This window comes from Pseudoruegeria sp. SHC-113, from assembly GCF_025376885.1.
Taxonomy (GTDB): Bacteria; Pseudomonadota; Alphaproteobacteria; order Rhodobacterales; family Rhodobacteraceae; genus Pseudoruegeria.
The window spans coordinates 209,297-230,631 of sequence record NZ_JAHUBR010000003.1 but is presented as its reverse complement, the minus strand read 5'-3'; the positions used below and the strand labels follow the sequence as shown (position 1 = coordinate 230,631).

24 protein-coding genes and 1 riboswitch are annotated in these 21,335 nt (G+C 64.3%); of the genes, 5 read left to right on the top strand and 19 right to left on the bottom strand.

Annotated features, from left to right (window positions below; genetic code table 11):
• Window positions 1-62: 62 nt before the first annotated feature.
• From KVX96_RS17340 to rpsA, 4 genes are all read right to left on the bottom strand, one after another.
• Window positions 63-701 carry a phosphoribosylanthranilate isomerase gene (locus tag KVX96_RS17340; protein ID WP_261196030.1) on the bottom strand — a complete coding sequence of 213 codons (639 nt, stop codon included), beginning with the start codon at window positions 699-701 and terminating at the stop codon, window positions 63-65.
• A 7-nt stretch (window positions 702-708) separates the two neighbouring features.
• Window positions 709-1,068: a LapA family protein gene (locus KVX96_RS17335; RefSeq protein ID WP_261196029.1), complete on the bottom strand. Its 360-nt coding sequence runs from the start codon at window positions 1,066-1,068 to the stop codon at window positions 709-711.
• 5 nt (window positions 1,069-1,073) lie between these two features.
• Entirely contained in the window at window positions 1,074-1,358 is a 285-nt protein-coding gene (ihfB, locus tag KVX96_RS17330; protein ID WP_261196028.1) for an integration host factor subunit beta, read from the bottom strand.
• Window positions 1,359-1,645: 287 nt separating this feature from the next.
• A complete protein-coding gene (gene rpsA, locus KVX96_RS17325) occupies window positions 1,646-3,325 on the bottom strand; it encodes a 30S ribosomal protein S1 (protein ID WP_261196026.1) in 1,680 nt (559 codons plus the stop codon).
• Window positions 3,326-3,628: 303 nt separating this feature from the next.
• Here rpsA and KVX96_RS17320 point away from each other — a divergent pair, with 303 nt between their 5' ends.
• Complete coding sequence (locus KVX96_RS17320; protein WP_261196024.1) at window positions 3,629-4,057, top strand: GNAT family N-acetyltransferase; 429 nt, start codon at window positions 3,629-3,631, stop codon at window positions 4,055-4,057.
• Here KVX96_RS17320 and KVX96_RS17315 read toward each other — a convergent pair.
• The 3 genes from KVX96_RS17315 to KVX96_RS17305 all read right to left on the bottom strand — a co-directional run bounded on the left by KVX96_RS17315 (window position 4,054) and on the right by KVX96_RS17305 (window position 6,212).
• The gene (locus KVX96_RS17315) at window positions 4,054-4,302 is read right to left on the bottom strand and encodes a DUF6525 family protein (protein ID WP_261196023.1); all 249 of its coding nucleotides are present in this window, start codon (window positions 4,300-4,302) and stop codon (window positions 4,054-4,056) included. The genes KVX96_RS17320 and KVX96_RS17315 overlap by 4 nt on opposite strands.
• A 1-nt stretch (window position 4,303) precedes the next feature.
• Window positions 4,304-5,506, bottom strand: a complete 1,203-nt coding sequence (locus KVX96_RS17310; RefSeq protein ID WP_261196022.1) for a GTP-binding protein — start codon at window positions 5,504-5,506, stop codon at window positions 4,304-4,306.
• A 94-nt stretch (window positions 5,507-5,600) separates the two neighbouring features.
• The gene (locus KVX96_RS17305; RefSeq protein WP_261196020.1) at window positions 5,601-6,212 is read right to left on the bottom strand and encodes a (d)CMP kinase; all 612 of its coding nucleotides are present in this window, start codon (window positions 6,210-6,212) and stop codon (window positions 5,601-5,603) included.
• A 109-nt stretch (window positions 6,213-6,321) separates the two neighbouring features.
• Here KVX96_RS17305 and KVX96_RS17300 point away from each other — a divergent pair, with 109 nt between their 5' ends.
• A complete protein-coding gene (locus tag KVX96_RS17300; protein WP_261196019.1) occupies window positions 6,322-6,765 on the top strand; it encodes a MarR family winged helix-turn-helix transcriptional regulator in 444 nt (147 codons plus the stop codon).
• On the top strand, window positions 6,762-7,373 hold the full coding sequence (locus KVX96_RS17295; RefSeq protein WP_261196018.1) for an isochorismatase family cysteine hydrolase: 612 nt from the start codon (window positions 6,762-6,764) through the stop codon (window positions 7,371-7,373). The genes KVX96_RS17300 and KVX96_RS17295 overlap by 4 nt, the downstream gene beginning before the upstream one ends.
• On the opposite strand, the gene aroA is transcribed toward KVX96_RS17295, so the two are convergent.
• From aroA to miaB, 12 genes are all read right to left on the bottom strand, one after another.
• Complete coding sequence (gene aroA / locus KVX96_RS17290) at window positions 7,370-8,722, bottom strand: 3-phosphoshikimate 1-carboxyvinyltransferase (protein WP_261196017.1); 1,353 nt, start codon at window positions 8,720-8,722, stop codon at window positions 7,370-7,372. The genes KVX96_RS17295 and aroA overlap by 4 nt on opposite strands.
• An 82-nt stretch (window positions 8,723-8,804) precedes the next feature.
• The gene (locus KVX96_RS17285; RefSeq protein ID WP_261196016.1) at window positions 8,805-9,866 is read right to left on the bottom strand and encodes an amidohydrolase family protein; all 1,062 of its coding nucleotides are present in this window, start codon (window positions 9,864-9,866) and stop codon (window positions 8,805-8,807) included.
• Between the two features lie 112 nt (window positions 9,867-9,978).
• Window positions 9,979-10,701 (bottom strand): tRNA (guanosine(46)-N7)-methyltransferase TrmB, encoded by a 723-nt coding sequence (trmB, locus tag KVX96_RS17280; RefSeq protein WP_261196015.1) that lies wholly within the window; start codon window positions 10,699-10,701, stop codon window positions 9,979-9,981.
• A gap of 54 nt (window positions 10,702-10,755) precedes the next feature.
• Complete coding sequence (locus KVX96_RS17275; RefSeq protein ID WP_261196064.1) at window positions 10,756-11,655, bottom strand: bile acid:sodium symporter family protein; 900 nt, start codon at window positions 11,653-11,655, stop codon at window positions 10,756-10,758.
• A 163-nt stretch (window positions 11,656-11,818) separates the two neighbouring features.
• A complete protein-coding gene (gene metK, locus KVX96_RS17270) occupies window positions 11,819-13,000 on the bottom strand; it encodes a methionine adenosyltransferase (RefSeq protein ID WP_261196014.1) in 1,182 nt (393 codons plus the stop codon).
• A 5-nt stretch (window positions 13,001-13,005) separates the two neighbouring features.
• Window positions 13,006-13,054, bottom strand: a riboswitch (SAM-SAH riboswitch).
• 34 nt (window positions 13,055-13,088) lie between these two features.
• A complete protein-coding gene (lnt, locus tag KVX96_RS17265) occupies window positions 13,089-14,606 on the bottom strand; it encodes an apolipoprotein N-acyltransferase (protein ID WP_314733142.1) in 1,518 nt (505 codons plus the stop codon).
• A gap of 3 nt (window positions 14,607-14,609) precedes the next feature.
• On the bottom strand, window positions 14,610-15,485 hold the full coding sequence (locus KVX96_RS17260; RefSeq protein WP_261196013.1) for a hemolysin family protein: 876 nt from the start codon (window positions 15,483-15,485) through the stop codon (window positions 14,610-14,612).
• 37 nt (window positions 15,486-15,522) lie between these two features.
• Window positions 15,523-16,026, bottom strand: coding sequence for an rRNA maturation RNase YbeY (ybeY, locus tag KVX96_RS17255; RefSeq protein WP_261196012.1), 504 nt, complete (start codon window positions 16,024-16,026; stop codon window positions 15,523-15,525).
• Window positions 16,027-16,130: 104 nt separating this feature from the next.
• Window positions 16,131-17,144: a PhoH family protein gene (locus KVX96_RS17250; RefSeq protein WP_261196011.1), complete on the bottom strand. Its 1,014-nt coding sequence runs from the start codon at window positions 17,142-17,144 to the stop codon at window positions 16,131-16,133.
• Between the two features lie 144 nt (window positions 17,145-17,288).
• Window positions 17,289-17,573, bottom strand: a complete 285-nt coding sequence (locus KVX96_RS17245; RefSeq protein WP_261196010.1) for a hypothetical protein — start codon at window positions 17,571-17,573, stop codon at window positions 17,289-17,291.
• A 13-nt stretch (window positions 17,574-17,586) separates the two neighbouring features.
• Window positions 17,587-18,147 carry an OmpA family protein gene (locus KVX96_RS17240; protein WP_409977137.1) on the bottom strand — a complete coding sequence of 187 codons (561 nt, stop codon included), beginning with the start codon at window positions 18,145-18,147 and terminating at the stop codon, window positions 17,587-17,589.
• A 232-nt stretch (window positions 18,148-18,379) separates the two neighbouring features.
• Complete coding sequence (gene miaB, locus KVX96_RS17235) at window positions 18,380-19,702, bottom strand: tRNA (N6-isopentenyl adenosine(37)-C2)-methylthiotransferase MiaB (RefSeq protein WP_261196009.1); 1,323 nt, start codon at window positions 19,700-19,702, stop codon at window positions 18,380-18,382.
• Between the two features lie 134 nt (window positions 19,703-19,836).
• Between miaB and KVX96_RS17230 the strand changes: the two genes are divergently transcribed.
• Both KVX96_RS17230 and KVX96_RS17225 read left to right on the top strand, forming a co-directional pair.
• Entirely contained in the window at window positions 19,837-20,703 is an 867-nt protein-coding gene (locus KVX96_RS17230) for a hypothetical protein (protein WP_261196008.1), read from the top strand.
• Between the two features lie 147 nt (window positions 20,704-20,850).
• A complete protein-coding gene (locus KVX96_RS17225) occupies window positions 20,851-21,279 on the top strand; it encodes a peptidylprolyl isomerase (protein WP_261196007.1) in 429 nt (142 codons plus the stop codon).
• Window positions 21,280-21,335 lie beyond the last annotated feature (56 nt).

The window sequence follows — 21,335 nt, the reverse complement described above, 5'->3', positions numbered from 1 at the left end:
ATCCCAGCCGGGTTTAACGGCAATATGGCACCGGGTAAAGCGAGCGCCAGTGCGAAATGCGGCTATTGCTGCGCGGCCTGCAAAAAGCGCCGGATCAGTGTGGGATCTTTCACGCCAGGGGCGCTTTCCACCGCCGATGACAGATCCACCTGCGTGGCCCCCGTGCGCCGGATGGCGTCCGCCACATTGGCCTCAGTCAGCCCGCCCGCAAGCATCCATGGCGTCTGCCATGGCCGCCCGGCAATCAGATCCCAGTCGAAGGTCGCGCCATTGCCGCCGGGCAGATCAGCCCCCTTGGGCGGCTTTGCGTCCACAAGGATCTGGTCGGCCACGGCCTCGTAGGGGGCGATCTTTGCCAGATCCCCGGCCTCGGCGATGCCGATGGCCTTCATCACCGGAAGACCGAAGCGGCTGCGCACCTCGGCCACGCGCGCGGGGCTTTCGCTGCCATGAAGCTGCAGCATCTCCAGCGGCACCTGTGCCACGAGATCGGCGAGGAAAGCATCCTCCGCGTTCACCGTCAGCGCCACGCGTTTGACGCCCGCAGGCACGGTTGCCGCCAGCTCCGACGCTTCGGCGAGGCTCACGTTGCGCGGGGATTTCGCGAAGAAGACAAAGCCGACATAGGCCGCGCCAGCCTCGGCGGCGGCGGCGATATTGGCTGCATCCCGCAGCCCGCAGATCTTGACCTTGACGGACATGCTGCCCTCAGTTTGCGGGTTTGCCGTTCTCCAGCAGGGCCAGAACGTCATCCTCGGGCTTGGCTTTGGTGTCGCGCAGGCGATCCACTTCGCGCGCAAGCTGGGCCTTTTCCCGCTTTTCCCGCGCGGCTTCGGCGCGGTGCTTGTGTTCGCGGAACCATTCCCAGACGAAGCCGATCAGAAGACCGGCTGCGATGCCGCCGAAGACGATCAGGTAAAGCGGCAGGTCGATCGTGGCCTGGATGCCCAGAAGGCCGGCAATATCATCGGTGAGTAGATGCAGCGTCACCACCGTGCGGTTGGCAACGGCAATCGACACCAGACAGATCGCAAGGATCGCGTAGAAAGCATACTTGATGTAGCGCATGAGGCTCAGGCTTTTCCGTTCAGACGGTCGCGCAGCAGTTTGCCTGTCTTGAAGAAGGGAACGTGTTTCTCTTCCACCTCGACCGAATCCCCCGTGCGCGGGTTCCGTCCGATACGAGCATCCCGTTTCTTGACGGAAAACGCGCCAAATCCGCGCAGCTCGACCCGGTCCCCCCGCGACATGGCGTCGATGATCTCTTCGAAGATCGTGTTCACGATCCGCTCCACATCGCGCTGATAGAGATGCGGGTTTTCGTCCGCGATTTTCTGGATCAGTTCCGAACGGATCATGCGTCCCCCTCCTTGGAAGCCCTGCGGCGGCGCGCTGCAGCCTGCGCGCCGGTAGAGCCGACTATACGCGGAAAAACCGCACCGACAAACACCGGCTTTGGGCTAAGCGCCCAATTTCTTTCACGAAACCAGCGAAGTCTGGGCGGATTGCTGCTCGCGCGGGCGCTTTGTGCCTGCTGCGTGCCGCGCAGCCTGCCCCAGCGTCGCCCATGATTCGGCCCCGCCAAACGCAAAACGGCCCCGCTTTCGCAGGGCCGTTTCGAAGATCATGTCAGTGCCGGATGGCCTTAGTTGTCGCCCTTCAGAGCGGCACCAAGGATATCGCCGAGCGAAGCGCCGGAGTCGGAGGAACCGTATTGTTCGACGGCCTCTTTCTCTTCTGCGATCTCGCGGGCCTTGATGGAGAGGCCCAGACGGCGCGACTTGCTGTCGATGTTGGTGACGCGAACGTCCACCTTGTCGCCAACGCCGAAGCGCTCGGGGCGCTGCTCGGCACGGTCGCGGGAGAGGTCGGAACGGCGGATGAAGGATTTCATGCCGTCGTAGGAGACCTCGATGCCGCCATCTTCGATTGCGGTCACTTCCACGGTGATGATCGCGCCACGCTTCACGCCGTTCACGGCTTCGGCGAAGGGATCACCTTCCAGAGCTTTCACGGAAAGCGAGATACGCTCTTTCTCCACGTCCACCTCGGTGACAACGGCTTTCACCATGTCGCCTTTGCGGTAGTCGCCGATCACGTCTTCGCCACGGCCTTCCCAGGTCAGGTCGGAGAGGTGAACCATGCCGTCGATGTCGTTGTCGAGGCCGATGAACAGACCGAATTCGGTGATGTTCTTGACTTCGCCTTCGACCTCGGTGCCGACCGGGTGCGTCTCTGCGAAAACTTCCCACGGGTTGCGCATGGTCTGCTTGAGACCGAGGGACACGCGGCGTTTCGCGGTGTCGATCTCGAGAACCATGACTTCCACTTCCTGGGAGGTGGAGACGATTTTGCCCGGGTGGACGTTTTTCTTCGTCCAGGACATTTCGGACACGTGCACGAGGCCTTCAACGCCCGGCTCCAGCTCCACGAAGGCGCCGTAATCGGTGATGTTGGTCACGCGGCCAGTGTGCGTGCTCTCCAGCGGGTACTTGGCTTCAACTGCGTTCCACGGATCGTCCTGCAGCTGTTTCATGCCGAGGGAGATACGGTGGGTCTCTTTGTTGATCTTGATGACCTGAACCTTCACCGTCTCGCCGATCGAGAGGATCTCGGAGGGGTGGTTCACACGGCGCCAGGCCATGTCGGTCACGTGCAGCAGGCCGTCTACGCCGCCGAGGTCAACGAAGGCACCGTATTCGGTGATGTTCTTGACCACGCCGTCAACCGCATCGCCTTCAGACAGCTTGCCGATGACTTCGGCGCGCTGCTCGGCGCGGGACTCTTCGAGGATCGCGCGACGGGAGACAACGATGTTGCCACGGCGACGGTCCATCTTGAGGATCTGGAACGGCTGCTTGAGGCCCATGAGCGGGCCGGCGTCGCGCACGGGGCGCACGTCGACTTGGGAGCCGGGCAGGAAGGCCACGGCGCCGCCGAGATCAACGGTGAAGCCGCCTTTGACGCGGCCGAAGATGGCGCCTTCAACGCGCTCTTCGTCAGCATAGGCTTTTTCGAGGCGATCCCAGGCTTCTTCGCGGCGGGCTTTGTCACGGGAAATGACAGCTTCGCCACGGGCGTTCTCGACGCGGTCGAGATACACTTCCACTTCGTCGCCAACAGCGATTTCAGGGGCTTCACCGGGGTTTGCGAATTCTTTCAGATCAACGCGGCCTTCCATTTTGTAGCCGACGTCGATGATGGCTTGGCCGGCTTCGATCGCCAGAACCTTGCCTTTGACAACCGAACCTTCGTCCGGGGTGTCGATCTCGAAGCTTTCTGCGAGGAGGGCTTCGAATTCCTCCATGGATGCGTTTTGAGCCATGTGGTCTCAGGTTTCCTTTACTAGTGTTTTAGCTGGCCGCGCGGTTGTCTCCGCCGGTCTTTTCGGTTTCAGTTGGTCCGCTGATGGACACCCCACAAACAACAAGGGCCGGTGGTTGCCCGGCCCTGCTCGTTGTGTCTGTGGCGTTGACCGCCCTTTTGGACAAGCGGGATATAGGGGGAATCGCCCCTGCTGGCAAGGGGGCCGGCCCGGCAAACCCCTTGATGACTTGGCGCAACGGAAGTGATTGCGCTATCAGCGCAGCCAAAGCCCCCCTTTTGCCTCATGTGCCGGAGCCCCCCGATGCCCCCTGCCCCTTTCCACATCGCCGAGATCAGCGCAGAAGCGACGCTCGACATCCGTCAGGCGGTGCTCTGGCCCGATCATCCGCGCAGCTTCAGCAAGGTGGAGAACGACGCCGAGGCCCTGCATCTGGGGGGCTTTCTAGGGGAACGGATGGTGAGCGTGATTTCCCTCTACGACGATGGCGACAGCGCGCGGATCCGCAAGTTTGCCACTCTGCCGGACGCGCAAGGCAAGGGCTGCGGCGGCGCGCTCTTTGGCGAAGCGCTCCGGCGCGCGGTGGCGGCGGGCCATAAGCGCGTCTGGCTTTCGGGCCGGGCCACCGCGCTTGGCTTCTACGCCAAACGCGGGTTTGCCCCCTTTGGGGATCCCTACGAGAAAGAGGGCTTGCCCTATCGAGCCATGGAGTGGATTGCGCCGAAGCCTTAAAGGCTGCGCGCGGCGTCCCGCGCCAGTGCTGCCGCCTCGGCGCGTTGCAAGGCCGCCAGCGCTTCCGAAGGCCCGCCACGCGCGACGGCCTGTTTCCAGATCCGCTGCGCCGAATGCGCCGACCACGGCAGGGCCGCCTCTGCCAGCCAGCCGCGCAGTTCGGCGGGCAGCGCATCATAGGCGCGCATCGGGTCAACCGACCGGCGGCGGCGCGGCAGGGTGGAGGCGAGATTGCGACATGCCATCTCAGGCCACCTCCCGGCCCCAGCCGGGGAAGGGATCGGCCATTCCGGCCCAGCGCGCGGGCTCAAAACTGTCGGCCTCCACGAGGCAGGCATCGAGTCGGGCCCGCAAGGAAGGCTCATCGAGGCTGGCCCCGATGAACACAAGCTCCTGACGGCGATCGCCGAAGGCCTCGTCCCAATTGCTCAGCCGCTCGGCCTGTGCCTCGGGGTGCGTGGGCCAGTGGGGCTCCGGCACGGCCGCCCACCAGCGCCCCAACGGCTTGAGCGAGGAAATCGCCCCGGCGAGCGAGAACTCCACCGCCCAATCGGGCCGTGTCGCAAGCCAGAAATGCCCTTTGGCGCGGATCACGCCGGGCAGATCGCCGTTGAGCAGGCGCTCGATCTTCACCGGATCAAAGGGCGCGCGGGCGCGGTAGACGAAGGAGGAAATCCCGTATTCCTCCGTCTCCGGCACATGATGCGCAAAGCCATAAAGCTCCTTGGCCCAGAGCGGGTGCTCCTGCGCCTTGTAGAAATCGAACAGGCCGGTGTCGAGGATATCACCGGTGCCCACCACGGAATGATCCGTCTGGATCACGCGGGCATCCGGGTTTAGCGCCTTGATGATCATCAGCGCCGCCTGCGCCTGTGCCGGCCCCGCATCAGTGACCTTGTTCAGCACGATCACATCGGCAAATTCAATCTGCTCGGTAAGCAGGGTGACCAGCGTGCGGTCATCTTCGGGGCCGAGGGATTCGCCGCGGTCGCCCAGAAAATCATGGCTGCTGAAATCCTTCAGCAGGTTCACCGCATCCACCACGGTGACCATTGTATCCAGCCGCGCCACATCCGAAAGGCTCTGCCCCGCCTCATCGCGGAAATCGAAGGTCGCCGCCACGGGGAGCGGCTCGGCAATGCCGGTGCTTTCGATCAGCAGCGAGTCAAACCGCCCCTCATCGGCCAGCCGCCGCACTTCCAGCAACAGATCGTCGCGCAGGGTGCAGCAGATGCAGCCGTTCGTCATTTCCACGAGCTTTTCGTCGGTGCGCGAAAGCTCTGCGCCGTCGCGCACGAGATCGGCGTCGATGTTCACCTCGCTCATGTCGTTCACGATCACGGCGACCTTGCGCCCCTCGCGGTTGTTGAGCACGTGGTTCAGCAGCGTGGTTTTTCCGGCACCGAGGAAGCCGGACAGAACGGTAACGGGCAGACGGGAATCGGTCATGGGGAAGCCTCGCGCTTGTAATGTTATAACGTAACAATCACAGCGCGCGCGAAATCGCAACCCCGGGGCAGCTTTCGAGCCGGGCGCGGCCGGATCAGCCCGGCAAAGCGGCGCTTACTTGGGCAATGGCCTGCGCAACGGCGGCCTCGATGCTCAGATCCGAAGTGTCGAGCAGGATGGCATCTTGCGCCGGTTTCAGCGGGGCTTCCGCACGAGAGGAGTCGCGTTCATCCCGCACGCGCACATCGGCCAGCACCTGCGCCAGCGTCAGCGCCGGATCGGTGAGCTTCAGCTCTTCAAACCGCCGTGCCGCGCGCACTTCGGCCGAGGCCGTGACGAAGAGCTTCACTTCTGCAGCGGGGCAGATCACCGTGCCGATGTCACGCCCGTCCAGCACCGCGCCCCCGTCCCGGCGCGCAAAGCTGCGCTGGAAGTCCACCAGCGCGGCGCGCACCTCGGGAACCACGGCAACCTTGCTTGCGGCTTCGGCCACCCCGCCGGTGCGCAGATCGTCACGCGCCAGATCTTCAGGGCGTAGGGCCTGCGCGGCTTCAAGCGGCGTGTCGCCGTCCAGAACCCGCCGTCCGGTGGCGCGATACAGAAGCCCTGTGTCCAGATGCGCGAAGCCGAAATGCGCCGCCACGGCCTTGGAGATCGTGCCCTTGCCAGCCGCTGCCGGCCCGTCGATTGCCACGGTGAACTGCATGGGCTTTCCTCATCCCCTGAACTGCGCTCCTTGTTCCCTAAGCCCTGATCCCGGCAGGCGCCACTCTCAATATTGACATTATACATGTCATTATGACACTTCTATTGTCATGATAGCTACCACCGATCCCCTCTACTGCCTCGTCTGGCTCTCCCGCCCCCTGCATCAGGAAGTCGAGAAAGCCGTTGCCGCCGCCCTGCCTGCCGGGCTCACCGTGCGGATGCGTGCCGTGCTGGAAGCGCTCCACGATCTTGGCCCTTCGACCGTGCCCACCATCGCCCGCCATCTGGAGATCCAGCGGCAGTACGTGCAGCTGATGGTCAACGAGGTGGCGGCCGCGCGCTTCGCCGAGGCCCGCCCCAACCCCGCCAGCAAACGCTCCCCGCTCTTCCACCTCACCGAGGAGGGCACGGCGCTGATCGAATCCGTCCGCGCGCGCGAACAGGCGCTTCTGGCGCGGATCGCAGAGACCCTCCCGGCGGAGGACATCCAAACCGCCCTGCGTATCACCGAACAGGTGCTGGCCGCCTTCAAAGAGGAAAACACCCGATGATCTGGCTGAGCCTCGCCGCCCTCGCCCTGTTGCTCTGGTTCGCAACCACCGTCTGGCGCATCCGCCGTGTCAGCACCGGCCCGCAAATCCCGGCAGAGGCCACGGGCAAGGCCATCCTCGTGGTTGACATGCAACCGGCCTTCCTCGCCTCCGGCGCCTATGAGGACGCCGAGGCGGAACTTATGCTCCAAAACCTTCTGGCGCATATCGACGCGGCGGAAGCAGGCACAAGGATCATCGCGCTGAAACAGGAATGGCGCGGCAGTGGTGCCGTGATCGCTCGGCTCTTGGGCGGCGGTGCCGGGCTTGCCGGGCAGCCCGACACCGAAGTGCACCCCGAAATCGCCCGCCGCGCCGACGTGATCGTCACCAAACACTGGCAGGACGGCTTCTCCGGCACAGCGCTCTCAGAAGCGCTGGAGGGCATCGCCACGCTCGACATCACCGGGCTGGACGGCGAACACTGCGTGCGCGCCACCACGCTGGCCGCCCTTAAGCGCGGCTACCAGATCACGCTTGCCCCCTCGCTCGTGCTGTTCGCGCAGCAAAAGAAAAGGGCCGCCCAATTGGCAGCCCTTCAAAACGCCGGCGCAAAGCTGGCCGATTAACCGTTATTGCGCACGATCTGCGCGCCAAGCTCGGCCATCAGCGGCTCGAAGATCGGGAAAGAGGTGGCGATGGGCGAGCCATCATCCACGCTCACCGGCTTTTCCGCGGCCATGCCAAGGCACATGAAGCTCATGGCGATGCGGTGATCCAGATGGCTTTCGCAGGTCGCGCCGCCGGGCACATTGCCGTGGCCGCGCCCCTTCACGATCCACCAGTCCTCGCCCTCTTCGACCTCCACGCCACAGGCGCGCAGGCCCTTGGCCATGGCGTCGATCCGGTCGCTCTCCTTCACGCGGAGCTCCTTCACGCCCTTCATCACCGTGTCGCCCTGCGCGAAAGCCGCGACGATCGAGAGGATCGGGTATTCGTCGATCATGCTGGCCGCGCGGGCCGGATCCACGTCGATGCCCATCATATCGGGCGAGAACTTCGCGCGCAGATCGGCCACGGGCTCGCCGCCCTCTTCGCGCTCGTTCTCATAGGTCAGATCCGCGCCCATCTCGCGCAGCGTGGTGAAGAGCCCGGCGCGGGTCGGGTTAAGCCCAATGTTCGGCACCAGCACGTCAGAGCCTTCCACGATCAGCGCGGCGCAGACGGGGAAGGCGGCAGAAGACGGATCGCGCGGCACGGCGATTACCTGCGGCTTCAGCTCGGGCTGGCCGGTGAGCGTGATCTTGCGGCCCTCGGGCACGTCTTCCACGGTGATCTCCGCGCCGAAACCCGCCAGCATCCGCTCGGTGTGATCGCGCGTGGCCTCGGCCTCGATCACCACGGTCTGGCCCGGCGCGTTGAGCCCCGCCAGCAGCACGGCAGATTTCACCTGCGCCGAGGGCATCGGCGTGGTGTAGGTGACTGGCACAGGGCTCTGCGCGCCCACAATCGTCATCGGCAGACGGCCGCCAGAGCGGCCATAGCTCTGCGCGCCAAAAAGCGCGATCGGGTCCGTCACCCGCGCCATCGGGCGCTTGTTCAGCGAGGCATCGCCGGTGAAGGTCGCGGTGATCGGCGTCGTCGCCATCGCCCCCATGATCAGCCGCACGCCGGTACCGGAGTTGCCGCAATCGATCACGTTCTCGGGCTCGGCAAAACCACCCACGCCCACGCCGTGCACGCTCCAGTTGCCGCCGCCATGATCCACGACCTCCGCCCCGAAGGCGCGCATGGCTTTAGCTGTGTCCAGCACGTCCTCACCCTCGAGCAGCCCCGAGATCTGCGTCTCGCCAACGGCCAGCGCGCCAAGGATCAGCGAGCGGTGCGAGATCGACTTGTCCCCAGGCACGCGCGCCTCGCCTTTCAGGGGGCCGCACTTGCGGGAGGTCATCGGAATGGGCGTGCCGTGGCCGGACATCTTCTATCCTTCGCGTTCAGAAAATCCCGCACCTGATAGCGCAACCGCCGGGGCCGGTCCACTGCCCTTCTGCGCGCGCCACCTACGGCACGTAGCCCAGCCAGCGCTCCGGGTTCTCGCTGGCGATCCTGGCAAACATCGCCTCCCCCAGAACCTTGCGTAGCCGGATCGAAACCGCGCGCTCCGAAAGCGCCTCCTGCCGGGTCATGTAGAAATCCGACCCAAACAGCACCTTCTCCGCGAGGCCGGGTTTCTCCAGCAGCAGCGACAGCAGCGGCGCGTAATCGTCGAACTTGAAGATCGTGTAGGAAATATCGGTGTAAAGGTTCGGGAAGTCGCCGCTTTCGATCATGTCGGAAATCAGCGTCACCCAATTCTCCTTGCGCGCCTTTGGAACATGGGGATCGATGCCGTCGCAGAGATAGGCGCGCCAGTCGGTGTCGCCGCCGAAATGGGCCAGGCAAATCCGCAGATCGGGGTATTTCGCCATCACCGGCAGGTAGGCCTCGGGGCTCGTGTATTCATCCGCCAGCCGCTGACCGATCGCCTTGCCGCGCACGCCCCCGCGCGAGCAATGGGAGAGGATAGGCAGGTTGTGCTCCAGGCAGAACGGGTAGACCTCATCGCGCAGCACCGGGTGGTTGGGGTGAAAGCCGAGCTTCGGATAAAGCTTCACCCCGCGAAACCCATGCTCCTCCACACAACGACGCAACTCCGCAAACGCGCCGGGCCGGTCGGGAAAGACGGTCGCAAAGGGGATCACCTGCGCGCCGTAAACGGAGTCACGCGCCAGCGCCGCCAGCCCGTCATGCTGCGCCGCGATGTCCTCCTCAACCGGGCCATGGCCGATCAGCGCCATATCCATCGGCAAGACAACAAACCGCGTCTCGCGCGGATAATAGCGCACCACCTCCTTGAAGACCTCAAGCTGGCTCGTGCGCCCGCCGGTGCGGTGGAAATTCTCCATCCGCACGAGCCAATCGTAGAGCGCGCCGCCCCGCACCAGCCCCACCAGCCAGCGCAGCACCTGCACGAGCCATGGAAACACGCGGAACAGGTAGACCGCCTTGGCCGGGTAATACTTCGGCGAATGGGCGGTTGTGAACGTATGCACGTGGCAATTGATCATGCGAAATTTCGCCATAGACGGTCATTCCTTCATCAGAAATACCGCCATGATAGCATCCCGCAGCGCCACCGCGCCCACATTGTTCTGAAAATATCCCGGGGTCCGGGGCAGAGCCCCGGCCCTGCCCTCAGAGCCTGCGGAAGGTCAGGTAATGGGGCGTGCGCCCTTCGCGCAGGGCCTTCTGCTCGTAGCGGGTCGAGATCCAGTCGCCCCAGGGCTTGCGCCAATCCTCTGGCCCCTCGGCCAGCCATTCGAAGTCGGGCCGCGTGGCGACCTGCTCCAGCGTCTGGCGCACGTAGTCGGGAATGTCCGTCGCCACCCGGAAGATCGCGCCGGGCTTCAGAACGCGGGCGAGCGGGTCAAGGTGATCGGGCGTCACGAAGCGGCGGCGGTGGTGGCGTTTCTTGGGCCAGGGGTCCGGGTAAAGCAGAAACGCGCGGGAGATGCTGGCCTCGGGCAGCACGTCGAACATGTCGCGCACGTCGCCGGGGTGCACCTTCACGTTCTCCACTTCGGCGCTGCGGATCTTGCCCAGAAGCATCGCCACGCCGTTGATGAAAGGCTCGCAGCCGATGAAACCCACGTTCGGGTTCAGCGCCGCCTGATGCACCATATGCTCGCCGCCACCAAAGCCGACCTCGAGCCAGATCTCTTCCTTGTCCGGAAACACCTGCTTCAGGTCCAGCGGTGTGCGGTCGGGGTTTTCCTCCCAGCCCACGGCCCCCGGCGAGAGCGCGGCGAGATCTTCGTCGAGATAGGTCTTCTGGCTGTCGCGCAGCGTCTTGCCGCGGAACCGGCCGTAGAAGTTGCGCCACGGCGCGCCGGAAGGATGCTGCGTGTCGTCAGACATGGAAAACCCCGCTTTCAAACGTGGCCCGCCGTTTGCACCCTTCCGCCGCTGCCGTCAAGTTTGCGGGGTCAGCGCGCGCAAGCCGTAGAGCGCCGGGATCGTCACCAGATACATGATGATGCCATAGACCGCCGCCGGGATCGCGAACTCGCCGATCCCCGCCTGACCGGCGATCAGCCCGGCCACGGTGATCGCGACGGTGGCGTTCTGCACCCCCATCTCAACCGAGATACAGCGCGCATCCGCGCCCGTGAGCCCCAGCAGCCGCGCCAGCAGAAGCCCTGCGGCCAGCAGCACGAGGTTCAGCACCACCAATAGCGGCGCGAGATGGCCCACGTTGCTGACGAACAGATCCCAGTTCGCCGCCAGCGCCCCGACGACCACCAGCACGAAAAGCACGAGCGCCACGCGCGACAGCAGGCCCTCGCCGCGCTCCGCCAGCCCCGGCGCGACATGGCGCAGCAAAAGGCCCAGAAGCACCGGCACGGCGGTGATGGCGAACATGGTGATGGCAATCGAGGTCACGTCGATCTCGGGGCCGGCCTCGCCCAGGAAAGCGCCAGCCGCCCAGGCCACAAGGAGCGGCATCGTCAGCACCGCGAGCAGGCTGACAACCGCCGTCAGCGTGATCGACAGCGCCACGTTACCGCCGCCCATCTTGGTGAGCATGTTCGACGTCACCCCGCCGGGACTAAAGCTCAACAGCATCACGCCGAAGGCAAAGGCGGGCGGCATCTCAAACACCTGCAACAACAGGAAAGCCGCCAGCGGCACCAGAGCCATCTGGCCCAGCATGCCGATGAGCACCGCCTTGGGCATTGTCAGCACCCGACCGAAATCGGCAAACGTCAGGCCAAAGCCCAGTGAAAACATGATGATGGCCAGCGATAGCGGCAGGCCCACGTCGATCAGCATTTCAGTCCTCCCCTGATTTGGAAGGGAGGTTAGCCGCAGGAACGCAAAGCACCAGCCCTATCGTGGCGGCAGGGAACAATTCGCCGGGGCGCGATGCGCGGATCCCGCGATGGCCATGCATCGAAAACGAAAGGGCCGCGCTGCCCGGCGGGGCAACGCGGCCGAATTTTGTCAGTGGCGAAGGCCCGACGTAAGGCCCGCCTCAGAGCGCGCCTTTCAGCACATCGACCAGATCGGTTTTTTCCCAGCTGAAACCGCCATCAGCCTCAGGCGCGCGGCCGAAGTGGCCATAGGCCGCCGTGCGCTGGTAGATCGGCTTGTTCAGCTGCAGATGGGTGCGGATGCCGCGCGGGGTGAGGCTCATCACCTGCCCGATGGCAGCCTCGATGGCCCCATCATCCACTTCGCCCGTGCCGTGGGTGTCCACGTAGATCGATTGCGGCTCGGCCACGCCGATGGCGTAGGAAAGCTGCACCGTGCAGCGTTTGCCAAGCCCGGCAGCCACCACGTTCTTCGCCAGATAGCGCGCGGCATAGGCGGCAGAGCGGTCCACCTTGGTCGGATCCTTGCCGGAGAAGGCACCGCCGCCGTGAGGCGCGGCCCCGCCGTAGGTGTCCACGATGATCTTGCGCCCGGTCAGACCGGCGTCGCCATCCGGGCCGCCGATCACGAATTTGCCCGTCGGGTTCACGTGCCAGACGGTCTTCGGCGTCAGCCAGCCTTCTGGCAGGGTTTCGCGGATATAGGGCTCCACGATGGCGCGCACATCGGCGCTGCTCAGATCCTCTTTCAGGTGCTGGGTGGAAAGCACAACAGAGGTCACCTCCACGGGCTTTCCGTCCACGTAGCGCACCGAGAGCTGGGATTTCGCATCCGGCCCGAGGTAGGGCTCGGTGCCATTCTTGCGCACCTCGGCAAGGCGGCGCAGCATGGCGTGGGCGTAGAGGATCGGGGCCGGCATCAACTCGGGCGTTTCATCGGTGGCGTAGCCGAACATGATGCCCTGATCGCCCGCGCCTTCATCCTTCTCGGCAGAGGCATCCACCCCTTGCGCGATATGGGCGGATTGCTCGTGCAGCAGGTTGGTGATTTCCACCGTTTCCCAGTGGAACTTGTCCTGCTCGTAGCCGATGTCGCGGATGCAATCGCGCGCGATGGCGTCGATCCGGCCCATGTATTCTTTCAGCTTGTCCTGATCGCTCAGGCCCACCTCACCGCCGATCACCACGCGATCGGTGGTGGCGAAGGTCTCACAGGCAACGCGGGCTTCGGGTTCTTCGGCGAGAAAGGCGTCCAGAACGGCGTCCGAAATCCGGTCACAGACCTTGTCGGGGTGGCCCTCGGAAACGGATTCAGAGGTGAACGTATAGGAATTGCGGGACATGAAGGCGCTCCATTGGGGGTAACCTGCCACGCCAGGAAGCCGTTGTGGCAGCAAGATCAACAGGCGATACCGCCTGCGCGCGGCAGGGTCAATCCGGCTTGCGAAGGCGCAGGGCGAGGGCTGACAGGAAAAGCACAGCCAGCAGAGCGAAAACGGGCAGGTTGCCCATACGCGCATAGGCCGTGGGCGGCAAAGGGGCGGGCAGCGCGGCATCAAGCGCCCCGGCCTGCCCCATCGGCAGCGCGGCTTTGATCCGGCCCTTGGCGTCCATCACGGCGGAGACACCTGTGTTGGCCGCCCGCACGAGCGGCAGCCCCTGCTCGATGGCCCGCATGCGGGATTGGTCGAGATGCTGGTAGGGCATGGCCAGCTCACCGAACCACGCGTCATTGGTGATCTGCACGATCCAGTCCGCCCGCTCCGGCGCAGCCGCCACATCGCGGGCAAAGATCGCCTCGTAGCAGATCAGCGGCAGCACCCGGCCAAGGGGGCCGAGATCCAGCACCTGCGCGCCCGGCCCGGCGCTGTAGCCGCCGCCCTCATTGGCCGCGAGCCCGTGGATGCCGATCTTCGCCAAGAGATCCCCGAAGGGCACATATTCGCCGAAGGGCACGAGGTGGTGCTTGTCATAAACCGCTTGCAGCTGCGCCTCGGGCGAGAGCACCGCGAGGCTGTTGTAGTAGCGCGCACCGTCCCGGCGTTGCGCGCCGAAGATCAGCGGCGCACCTGCGGCAGAGGCCATTTGGTCAAAGGCCGATCCGGAATCATCCAGCCACCACGCAAGCGAGGTTTCGGGCCAGACCACCACGTCGGGCGTCTCAGGGCCTTCGGCACTCAGCATGAGCTGCCTGCGGAAGAACATGCCCACGTAGTCGGGGTGCCATTTCTCATGCTGCGGCGCGTTGGGCTGGATCACGCGGACGGTTTGGCCAGTATCGGGCAGAGGCGCTGCAAGCCGTGCCGCGCCCCAGCCCCATGCGGCGAACAGAGCCAGCCCCGCCACACCCAACGCAAGCCACCGTGAACGCCCAGCAAAGGCCAGCGGTAGGGCCAGCAGGCCATAGGTGAAAAGCGCCAGTCCGAAAGGCCCGACGAGCGCAGCGAGCTGCGCCACGGGGGTGGGCAGCCAGATCATGCTGGCCGCCGCCCATGGAAACCCGGTGAACACATAGACCCGCGCCACTTCCATCAGCGTCATGGTGAGGGCGAGCGCGAGCAGCCGTGCACGGGGCGTGCGGCCCAGCGCATAGGCTGCGCCATAGGCGGCCGCCCAGAACAGCGCGATGCCCCCGGCCATGAACAGCAGCGCGAAGGGAGCCATCCAGCCGTGGCGGGCCACTTCCACGAAGAAGGGCTGCACGATCCAGAAATGGGTGCCTCCCACATAGCCGAGCCCGGCCCACCAGCCGATCCAAGCCGCCCCGCGCAGGCTTTCCGCCCGTCGCAGGCACAGAAGCGCCGCCGCCAGAGCGGGCAAGGCGCAATACCAGAGGTTCAGGGGGGCGTGGCCGGTGGCGGCCAGAAGGCCCGCTGCAAACGCCACGGCACAGACGCGACGGCCCGCCAGCCACCCGGCGGGGCGGGCCCTCTGCGCCAATTCGCTCAAGGCTTAAGCGCCTTCCGCGCCCGGCACATGCACGCGCAGCCGCTTGATGCGGCGCGGATCGGCGTCCACCACTTCGAACTCCGGTCCGTCCGGGTGCTCCACCACTTCGCCGCGCGCAGGGATGCGCCCGGTCAGCACGAAGACAAGACCGCCGAGGGTGTCGATCTCCTCGTCGTCCAGCGAATCCGTCAGGCTCTGGCTGATCTCGGCCTCGAACTCCTCCAGCGGGGTCTTGGCCTCCACCAGATACTGGCCCGGCTTTTCCTCGATCCAGAGTTTGTCCTCATCGGTGTCGTGTTCGTCCTCGATCTCCCCGATGACCTGTTCGATCAGATCCTCGATGGTCACGAGCCCATCCACACCGCCGTATTCGTCGATCACCAGCGCCATGTGGATGCGTTCGGTCTGCATTTTCTGCAGCAACACGCCGATGGGCATGGAGGGCGGCACATAGAGAAGCTGGCGCACGATGGCGCGCAGATCCAGATCACCACCACCGCCGTTGAAGCCATGCTTCAGCGCCAGATCCTTCAGGTTCACGAAGCCGATGGGGGTATCGAGCGTGTTCTCGAAGACCGGCAGCCGAGTGAAGCCGCTTTCGCGGAAGACCTCGATCAGCTCCGGCAGGCCGATGTCGGCGGCCACGGCGGTGATATCGGCTGTGGGGATCGCCACATCTTCCACCCGCATGCGGCGCAGGTTGACCATGCCAGCCACGGGCTGGGAGGGATTGGACGCCGCACCTTCGGCTTCGGTTCCGTTTGCTTCGGGGGAGGCGAGCGCGTCCATGATACGGCCAAAAAACCCGCGGTCGCTGCTCGTGTCGGTCTCCTGCGCGCCGTGCGCTGCGTTAGAAGACCCGTCGGTGGTGTCGCCCATCTTTCCTTTCCAGACATAATGAGGGGGGCAATGGCCCCTAGGATGAATATGGGTCAGGCAGACCCAGTTTCGCAAGTATCCGCACCTCAAGACCTTCCATAAGGGCGGCATCGGCGTCGTTTATGTGATCATAACCCAACAAATGAAGAATGCCGTGCACAACAAGATGCGTCACATGCGCCTCAAACGGCTTGCCAGCCTCCTGCGCTTCACGGGCGCAGGTGTCCCAGGCGATGGCGATGTCTCCAAGCTCGACGGGCATCCCCGGCAGATCGGCCTCGGGCAGATCGGGCGTGCCGCCCGGCGTATCGGCCGCGCGTTCCTCGGACGGCCAGGAGAGCACGTTGGTGGGGGTGGGCTTGCTGCGGAACTCGGTGTTGAGCGCGGCGATGCGGGTGTCATCGCAGCCCATGAGGCTGACTTCCCAATCCTCGGCGTCCAGCGCAAGCACGCCGGCCACGGCCACGGCAGCGGCTTCGGCAATGGCCTCAAGCCCCGCCGTGTCCCAACGCTCATCCTCGATCAGCACATCAAGCTGCAACAGGGCACTCCCCGGTCATCACAAATCCCGGCGGCAGAACCACGAAACCCCCGCCACCGCAAGCGCAATCGCCTGCCTGCGGCACCCTGTGCGCGGGGAGGCGCTCAGCCCTCCTCGTCGGCCTCGTAGGCTTCGATGATTTTCGCCACCAGCGGATGGCGCACCACGTCCTTGGCGGTGAAATAGTTGAACGAGATGCTGTCCACGCCCGCAAGGATCCGTTCCGCGTCGCGCAAGCCGCTCATCACGCCGCGCGGCAGATCCACCTGCGAACGGTCGCCGGTGATCACCATGCGGCTGCCCTCGCCAAGACGGGTGAGGAACATCTTCATCTGCATGGTCGTGGCGTTCTGCGCCTCGTCCAGCACCACGAAAGCGTTGGACAGCGTGCGCCCGCGCATGAAGGCCAGCGGCGCGATCTCGATGCGCTTTTCCTCTTTCAGCTTCTCCACCTGCTTGCCGGGCAGGAAATCGTTCAGCGCGTCATAGAGCGGCTGCATGTAGGGATCGACCTTGTCCTCCATCGCGCCGGGCAGGAAGCCCAGCCGCTCGCCCGCTTCCACGGCGGGACGGGAGAGGATGATGCGGTCCACATGGCCGTTGATGAACATGTTCACGCCCACGGCGACGGCGAGATAGGTTTTGCCCGTGCCGGCGGGGCCAATGCCGAAAGCCAGTTCGTTGTTGTAGAGCGCCTGCACATAGGCCTTCTGGGCCTCGGTGCGCGGCTCGATCAGCTTCTTGCGGGTCTGGATCTCGACCTTGCCGCCCTTGAACATCTCAAGCTGATCGCCATCGCGCACGCCGGTGCCTTCCGCCGAGCCGCCCATGCGGATCTCGCCGTCGATGTCACCGGGCTCAACCTCGCGCCCGGCTTCCAGCCGCTGGTACAGCGCACCCAGCACGGTGGCCGCCTTGGCGCGGCTGTCGGCTTCGCCCATAAGGGCAAGCTGGTTGCCACGGCGAATGATCTGCACCGAGAGCTGTTGTTCGATCTGGGCAAGGTTTCGGTCAAATTCCCCGCACAAATCGATCAAGAGGCGGTTGTCAGGGAATTCCAGAAGGGTTTCGAGAACCTCTTCCGACGTCGGCGGTGGGGTGAGCGCACTGATGCCCAAAAACGTCTCCGTTCGATAAAGCCTGTGAGGCCATGGTGCACGCCCCGGCGGCCCCGCGCAAGACGCAAGGCATCAAACTTCAACAAACCGCAATGAAAAGGGCCGCCCCCGAAGGCGCGGCCCGAAATTCCGGCAGAGCGTGGATCAGATTGGATCTGTGCCGCGCTTGTAGGGGCCGATCGCCGTGTTGGGCGGGGCCGCGCCGGAGCAGACCGGCTTGCCGTATTTGTCCAGACGCTGGGAAAGATAGCCTTCCGCGCCATCGTCGATGATCCAGTGATCACAGCCGTTGGGATCGATCCAGATGCCCGCTTCAAGCTTGGACAGATCGCCCGAGTCCACGAAACGGTCCACACCGAGGTTCTGCTTGTCACAGGCGGCCACGCCACCGGCGATTGCAAGAAGGAGAGCGGTTTTTGTCAGGTTCATCTCGTTTCTCCCCTCAGCGAACGCACAGAACTTCGACGCGGCGGTTTTCTTTCCGCCCGGCCGCCGTGCTGTTGGAGGCTTTCGGCTGACGCTCGCCATACCAGCGCACATCGGCGATGCGCACGCCCGTGGACTGCGCCACGGCGGCCACAGATTTCGCGCGGCGCTCGGACAGGCGCATGTTGTATTCGTCGCTCGCGCGGCTGTCGGTATGGCCCACGATGATGTAGGAGGTTGCTCCGGCTCCGCGGAAGAAATTCGCAAGGCTCTGCTTGCCCGCGCTGCTGATGGCGCTGCGATCTGTTGCAAAGAGCGTATCGGTGTTCATCACGGCGCAGGTGTTCACCTGGCGGCACACCGGGGTACCATCGCGGCGCACGTGGGGGCTCATGTAGCCTTCCCAGCCGTCGTCCATGACCCAATGCTCACAGCCATCTGGATCAACCCAGATCGTGGGGACTTTTTTCTTGCCTACGATGGTCCGGGCTTCCTGCGCCGCCACATCCTGGGCCCCAACCCCAAGAGCCGCAACAGCCGCAAGCGCACCCGCCAGTCTGGTCAGATGTTGAAACACGTCACTTGTCCTTCGCCAATCGTTTCAGGAGCTTACTGCGGAAGTGGGCGCAGGAACCCCCTTTAAATCATAGGGAAGCTTAGCAAATTTTAGGGGTATGTGAATAATGTTTTCCTTGCGTCAATCAACGGCAAGGAAACAATCGCGGCGCTCAGCCGGGATTGTTCTCAACCTCTCGCAACAATGCCCGTTGCCGCGCCAATTCGTTGCCGCGACAGAAATAGCGATATGGTCAGGCCAGCAGCTCTCCGCCGAGCGAATTGGTTTCGCTTCGGGTGATTCTCACCGGGCGGATCTCGCCCCGCGCCACCTCCGGTGCCTGCACATGCACCGCGTGGAGATACTCTGATTTACCCACCATCTGGCCGTCCAATCGGCCCTTCTTCTCGAAGAGCACCCTGACCGTCCGGCCCACCATCGACTCTTGCACCTCGCGCTGTTGCCGCACGATGAGCGCCTGTAGCTCTTGCAGGCGAAATGCGGCGACATCATCGTCGATTTGTGGCTTTTCTGCGGCGGGCGTGCCGGGGCGGGTGGAATACTTGAAGGAGAACGCCTGCCCGTATTTCACCTCTTCCACGAGTGCCATCGTGTCGGCGAAATCCTCATCGGTTTCGCCGGGGAAGCCGACGATGAAATCGCCCGACAAGAGGATGTCGGGCCGCGCGGCGCGAATGCGCTCGATCAGGCGCAGGTAATCCTGCGCGGTGTGCTTGCGGTTCATTGCCTTGAGGATGCGGTCCGAGCCCGATTGCACCGGCAAATGCAGGTAGGGCATCAGTTTTTCGCACTCCCCATGGGCCGCGATCAGCTCATCGCTCATGTCGTTGGGGTGGCTCGTGGTGAAGCGGATGCGGGCCAGCCCGTCGATCTCGTTCAGGGCCCAGATCAGCCGTGCGAGGCTCCAGTCGCCGCCCTCGCCCACGCCGTGGTAGGCGTTGACGTTCTGACCCAGGAGTGTGATCTCGCGCACGCCGCGCTCCACCAGATCGCGCGCCTCCGCCAGAATGCGCTCTGCCGGGCGGCTGACTTCCGCCCCGCGCGTGTAGGGCACCACGCAGAAGGCACAGAACTTGTCGCAGCCCTCCTGCACCGTGAGAAAGGCCGTCGGCCCGCGCTGCGCCTTGGGGCGCGCTTTCAGGTGCTCGAACTTGTCTTCCTCGGGGAAATCGGTGTCCAAAGCCTTCTCACCCGCGCGCGCCTTGGCCTCCATCGCGGGCAGGCGGTGATAGCTCTGTGGCCCTACCACGAGATCCACCATCGGCTGGCGCTTCATGATCTCTTCGCCCTCGGCTTGCGCCACGCAGCCCGCCACGCCGATCTTCAGATCCGGCTTCTCTGCCTTCAGCGGCTTGAAGCGGCCCAGCTCCGAGTAGATCTTCTCAGCCGCCTTTTCGCGGATGTGGCAGGTGTTGAGCAGGATCATATCCGCATCATCCGGGCTGTCCGTCGTCACATAGCCCGAGCCGCCCAGCGTTTCCGCCATACGCTCGCTGTCGTAGACGTTCATCTGGCAGCCATAGGTCTTGATGTAGAGCTTCTTGGGTGCGGACATGGGACGGGCCTTGCGGTTTTTTCCGGTTCAGCCCGCGCTCCTACAGAAAAGCGCCCTTGGCTGCAACGCTTGCATTGAACCGGGAATTAACGGAGTTTGCCTCAAAATACAGGCCAGAGCGGCAAAGGGCGATCATGTTTTACGGCGACCTTCAGGATTTTCTGAGCAACGGCAAGGCGGCGCTGGCCAAGGGGCCGGTGGCGATGATCCTCGTGGAGGATCTGGTCGAGGTGGATACAACGATCCGACATCACCAGAACATCGGCTTCGCCTCCGTGCTCGTCTTTGCGCCAGATGAGCTGGTGCTGCCGCCTGAGCTTGAGGCAACCGTCCACCGCATCCGCTTTGACACCCATGCCGACGCCGCCATGCAAACGGCGGTGAACGCGGTGATCAAGGCTGCGCCGGGGATCTGGATGTATTACTGCTTCAACGCGGAATACCTGTTCTACCCCTTCAGCGAGACGCGCAGCGTCGCCGAGATGCTGGCCTTCCACACCGAAGAGCGCCGCGATGCGATGCTCTGCTATGTTGTGGATCTCTACGCGGGCGATCTGGCAGACCACCCTGATGCCGTGTCGCTGGAAGACGCCTATATGGATCGCTCCGGCTATTACGCGCTTGGCCGCTTCCGGGGCCGCGACAGCGAGGCGATGGAGCGGCAGTTGGATTTCTTCGGCGGGCTGCGCTGGCGGTTTGAGGAGCATGTGCCGTTTGAGCGCCGCCGGATCGACAGGATCGGCCTGTTTCGCGCCGCGCCCGGGCTCACCTTGCGCGAGGATCACACGTTTTCGGACGAGGAATATAACACCTACGCCTGCCAGTGGCACCACAATCTCACCGCCGCCATCTGCTCCTTCCGGACAGCCAAGGCATTGCGCAAGAATCCGGGTAGCCGCTACGAGATCCACAATTTCCGCTGGCGCAACTCCATGCCGTTCGAATGGCACAGCCAGCAGCTGATGGATCTGGGGCTGATGGAGCCGGGGCAGTGGTTCTAATCGCCTGAGAGCGGTAAACAGCGGCACGCCCCCACCTGCTTTACATCCGGGCCACAGCCGTTAGGCTCGCCGCCATCTTTCATGTGAGCACCCGGCGGGCTGCCGGCCTCACCCAATTCACCCCCCAGAAAATCGAAAGTGCTACCGATGACCGAGATCAAATCGGGCGATACCGTCCGCATTCACTACAAGGGCACACTGGACGACGGTTCCGTCTTTGACTCCTCCGAAGGCCGCGACCCGCTGGAATTCACTGTCGGCTCCGGCCAGATCATCCCGGGTCTGGACGAAGCCCTGCCCGGCATGGCCGTGGGCGAGAGCAAATCCGTGACCATCGCGCCTGAGAAGGCCTATGGTCCCTCCCACGACGAAGCCCGCCAATCCGTGCCCCGCGCCCAGATCCCGGCGGAGATTCCGCTGGAAGTCGGCATCCAACTGCAGATGCAAACCCCCGATGGCCGCGCCATCCCGGTGACGGTTGTCGAGATCACCGAGGACAGCGTCACGCTGGACGCCAACCACCCGCTGGCGGGCAAGGCGCTGACCTTCGATTTCGAAATCGTTTCGATCAACTGATCCGGCAAACACCCCAAACAAACAAAAGCGGCGCCCACTTGGGCGCCGTTTTTCAT

What these genes read in the sequence shown, in the direction of transcription:
- KVX96_RS17340 (WP_261196030.1), bottom strand. Translation starts at nt 701, where the DNA reads ATGTCCGTCAAGGTCAAGATCTGCGGGCTGCGGGATGCAGCCAATATC.
- KVX96_RS17335 (WP_261196029.1), bottom strand. Translation starts at nt 1,068, where the DNA reads ATGCGCTACATCAAGTATGCTTTCTACGCGATCCTTGCGATCTGTCTG.
- ihfB (WP_261196028.1), bottom strand. Translation starts at nt 1,358, where the DNA reads ATGATCCGTTCGGAACTGATCCAGAAAATCGCGGACGAAAACCCGCAT.
- rpsA (WP_261196026.1), bottom strand. Translation starts at nt 3,325, where the DNA reads ATGGCTCAAAACGCATCCATGGAGGAATTCGAAGCCCTCCTCGCAGAA.
- KVX96_RS17320 (WP_261196024.1), top strand. Translation starts at nt 3,629, where the DNA reads ATGCCCCCTGCCCCTTTCCACATCGCCGAGATCAGCGCAGAAGCGACG.
- KVX96_RS17315 (WP_261196023.1), bottom strand. Translation starts at nt 4,302, where the DNA reads ATGGCATGTCGCAATCTCGCCTCCACCCTGCCGCGCCGCCGCCGGTCG.
- KVX96_RS17310 (WP_261196022.1), bottom strand. Translation starts at nt 5,506, where the DNA reads ATGACCGATTCCCGTCTGCCCGTTACCGTTCTGTCCGGCTTCCTCGGT.
- KVX96_RS17305 (WP_261196020.1), bottom strand. Translation starts at nt 6,212, where the DNA reads ATGCAGTTCACCGTGGCAATCGACGGGCCGGCAGCGGCTGGCAAGGGC.
- KVX96_RS17300 (WP_261196019.1), top strand. Translation starts at nt 6,322, where the DNA reads ATGATAGCTACCACCGATCCCCTCTACTGCCTCGTCTGGCTCTCCCGC.
- KVX96_RS17295 (WP_261196018.1), top strand. Translation starts at nt 6,762, where the DNA reads ATGATCTGGCTGAGCCTCGCCGCCCTCGCCCTGTTGCTCTGGTTCGCA.
- aroA (WP_261196017.1), bottom strand. Translation starts at nt 8,722, where the DNA reads ATGTCCGGCCACGGCACGCCCATTCCGATGACCTCCCGCAAGTGCGGC.
- KVX96_RS17285 (WP_261196016.1), bottom strand. Translation starts at nt 9,866, where the DNA reads ATGGCGAAATTTCGCATGATCAATTGCCACGTGCATACGTTCACAACC.
- trmB (WP_261196015.1), bottom strand. Translation starts at nt 10,701, where the DNA reads ATGTCTGACGACACGCAGCATCCTTCCGGCGCGCCGTGGCGCAACTTC.
- metK (WP_261196014.1), bottom strand. Translation starts at nt 13,000, where the DNA reads ATGTCCCGCAATTCCTATACGTTCACCTCTGAATCCGTTTCCGAGGGC.
- KVX96_RS17260 (WP_261196013.1), bottom strand. Translation starts at nt 15,485, where the DNA reads ATGGGCGACACCACCGACGGGTCTTCTAACGCAGCGCACGGCGCGCAG.
- KVX96_RS17245 (WP_261196010.1), bottom strand. Translation starts at nt 17,573, where the DNA reads ATGAACCTGACAAAAACCGCTCTCCTTCTTGCAATCGCCGGTGGCGTG.
- miaB (WP_261196009.1), bottom strand. Translation starts at nt 19,702, where the DNA reads ATGTCCGCACCCAAGAAGCTCTACATCAAGACCTATGGCTGCCAGATG.
- KVX96_RS17230 (WP_261196008.1), top strand. Translation starts at nt 19,837, where the DNA reads ATGTTTTACGGCGACCTTCAGGATTTTCTGAGCAACGGCAAGGCGGCG.
- KVX96_RS17225 (WP_261196007.1), top strand. Translation starts at nt 20,851, where the DNA reads ATGACCGAGATCAAATCGGGCGATACCGTCCGCATTCACTACAAGGGC.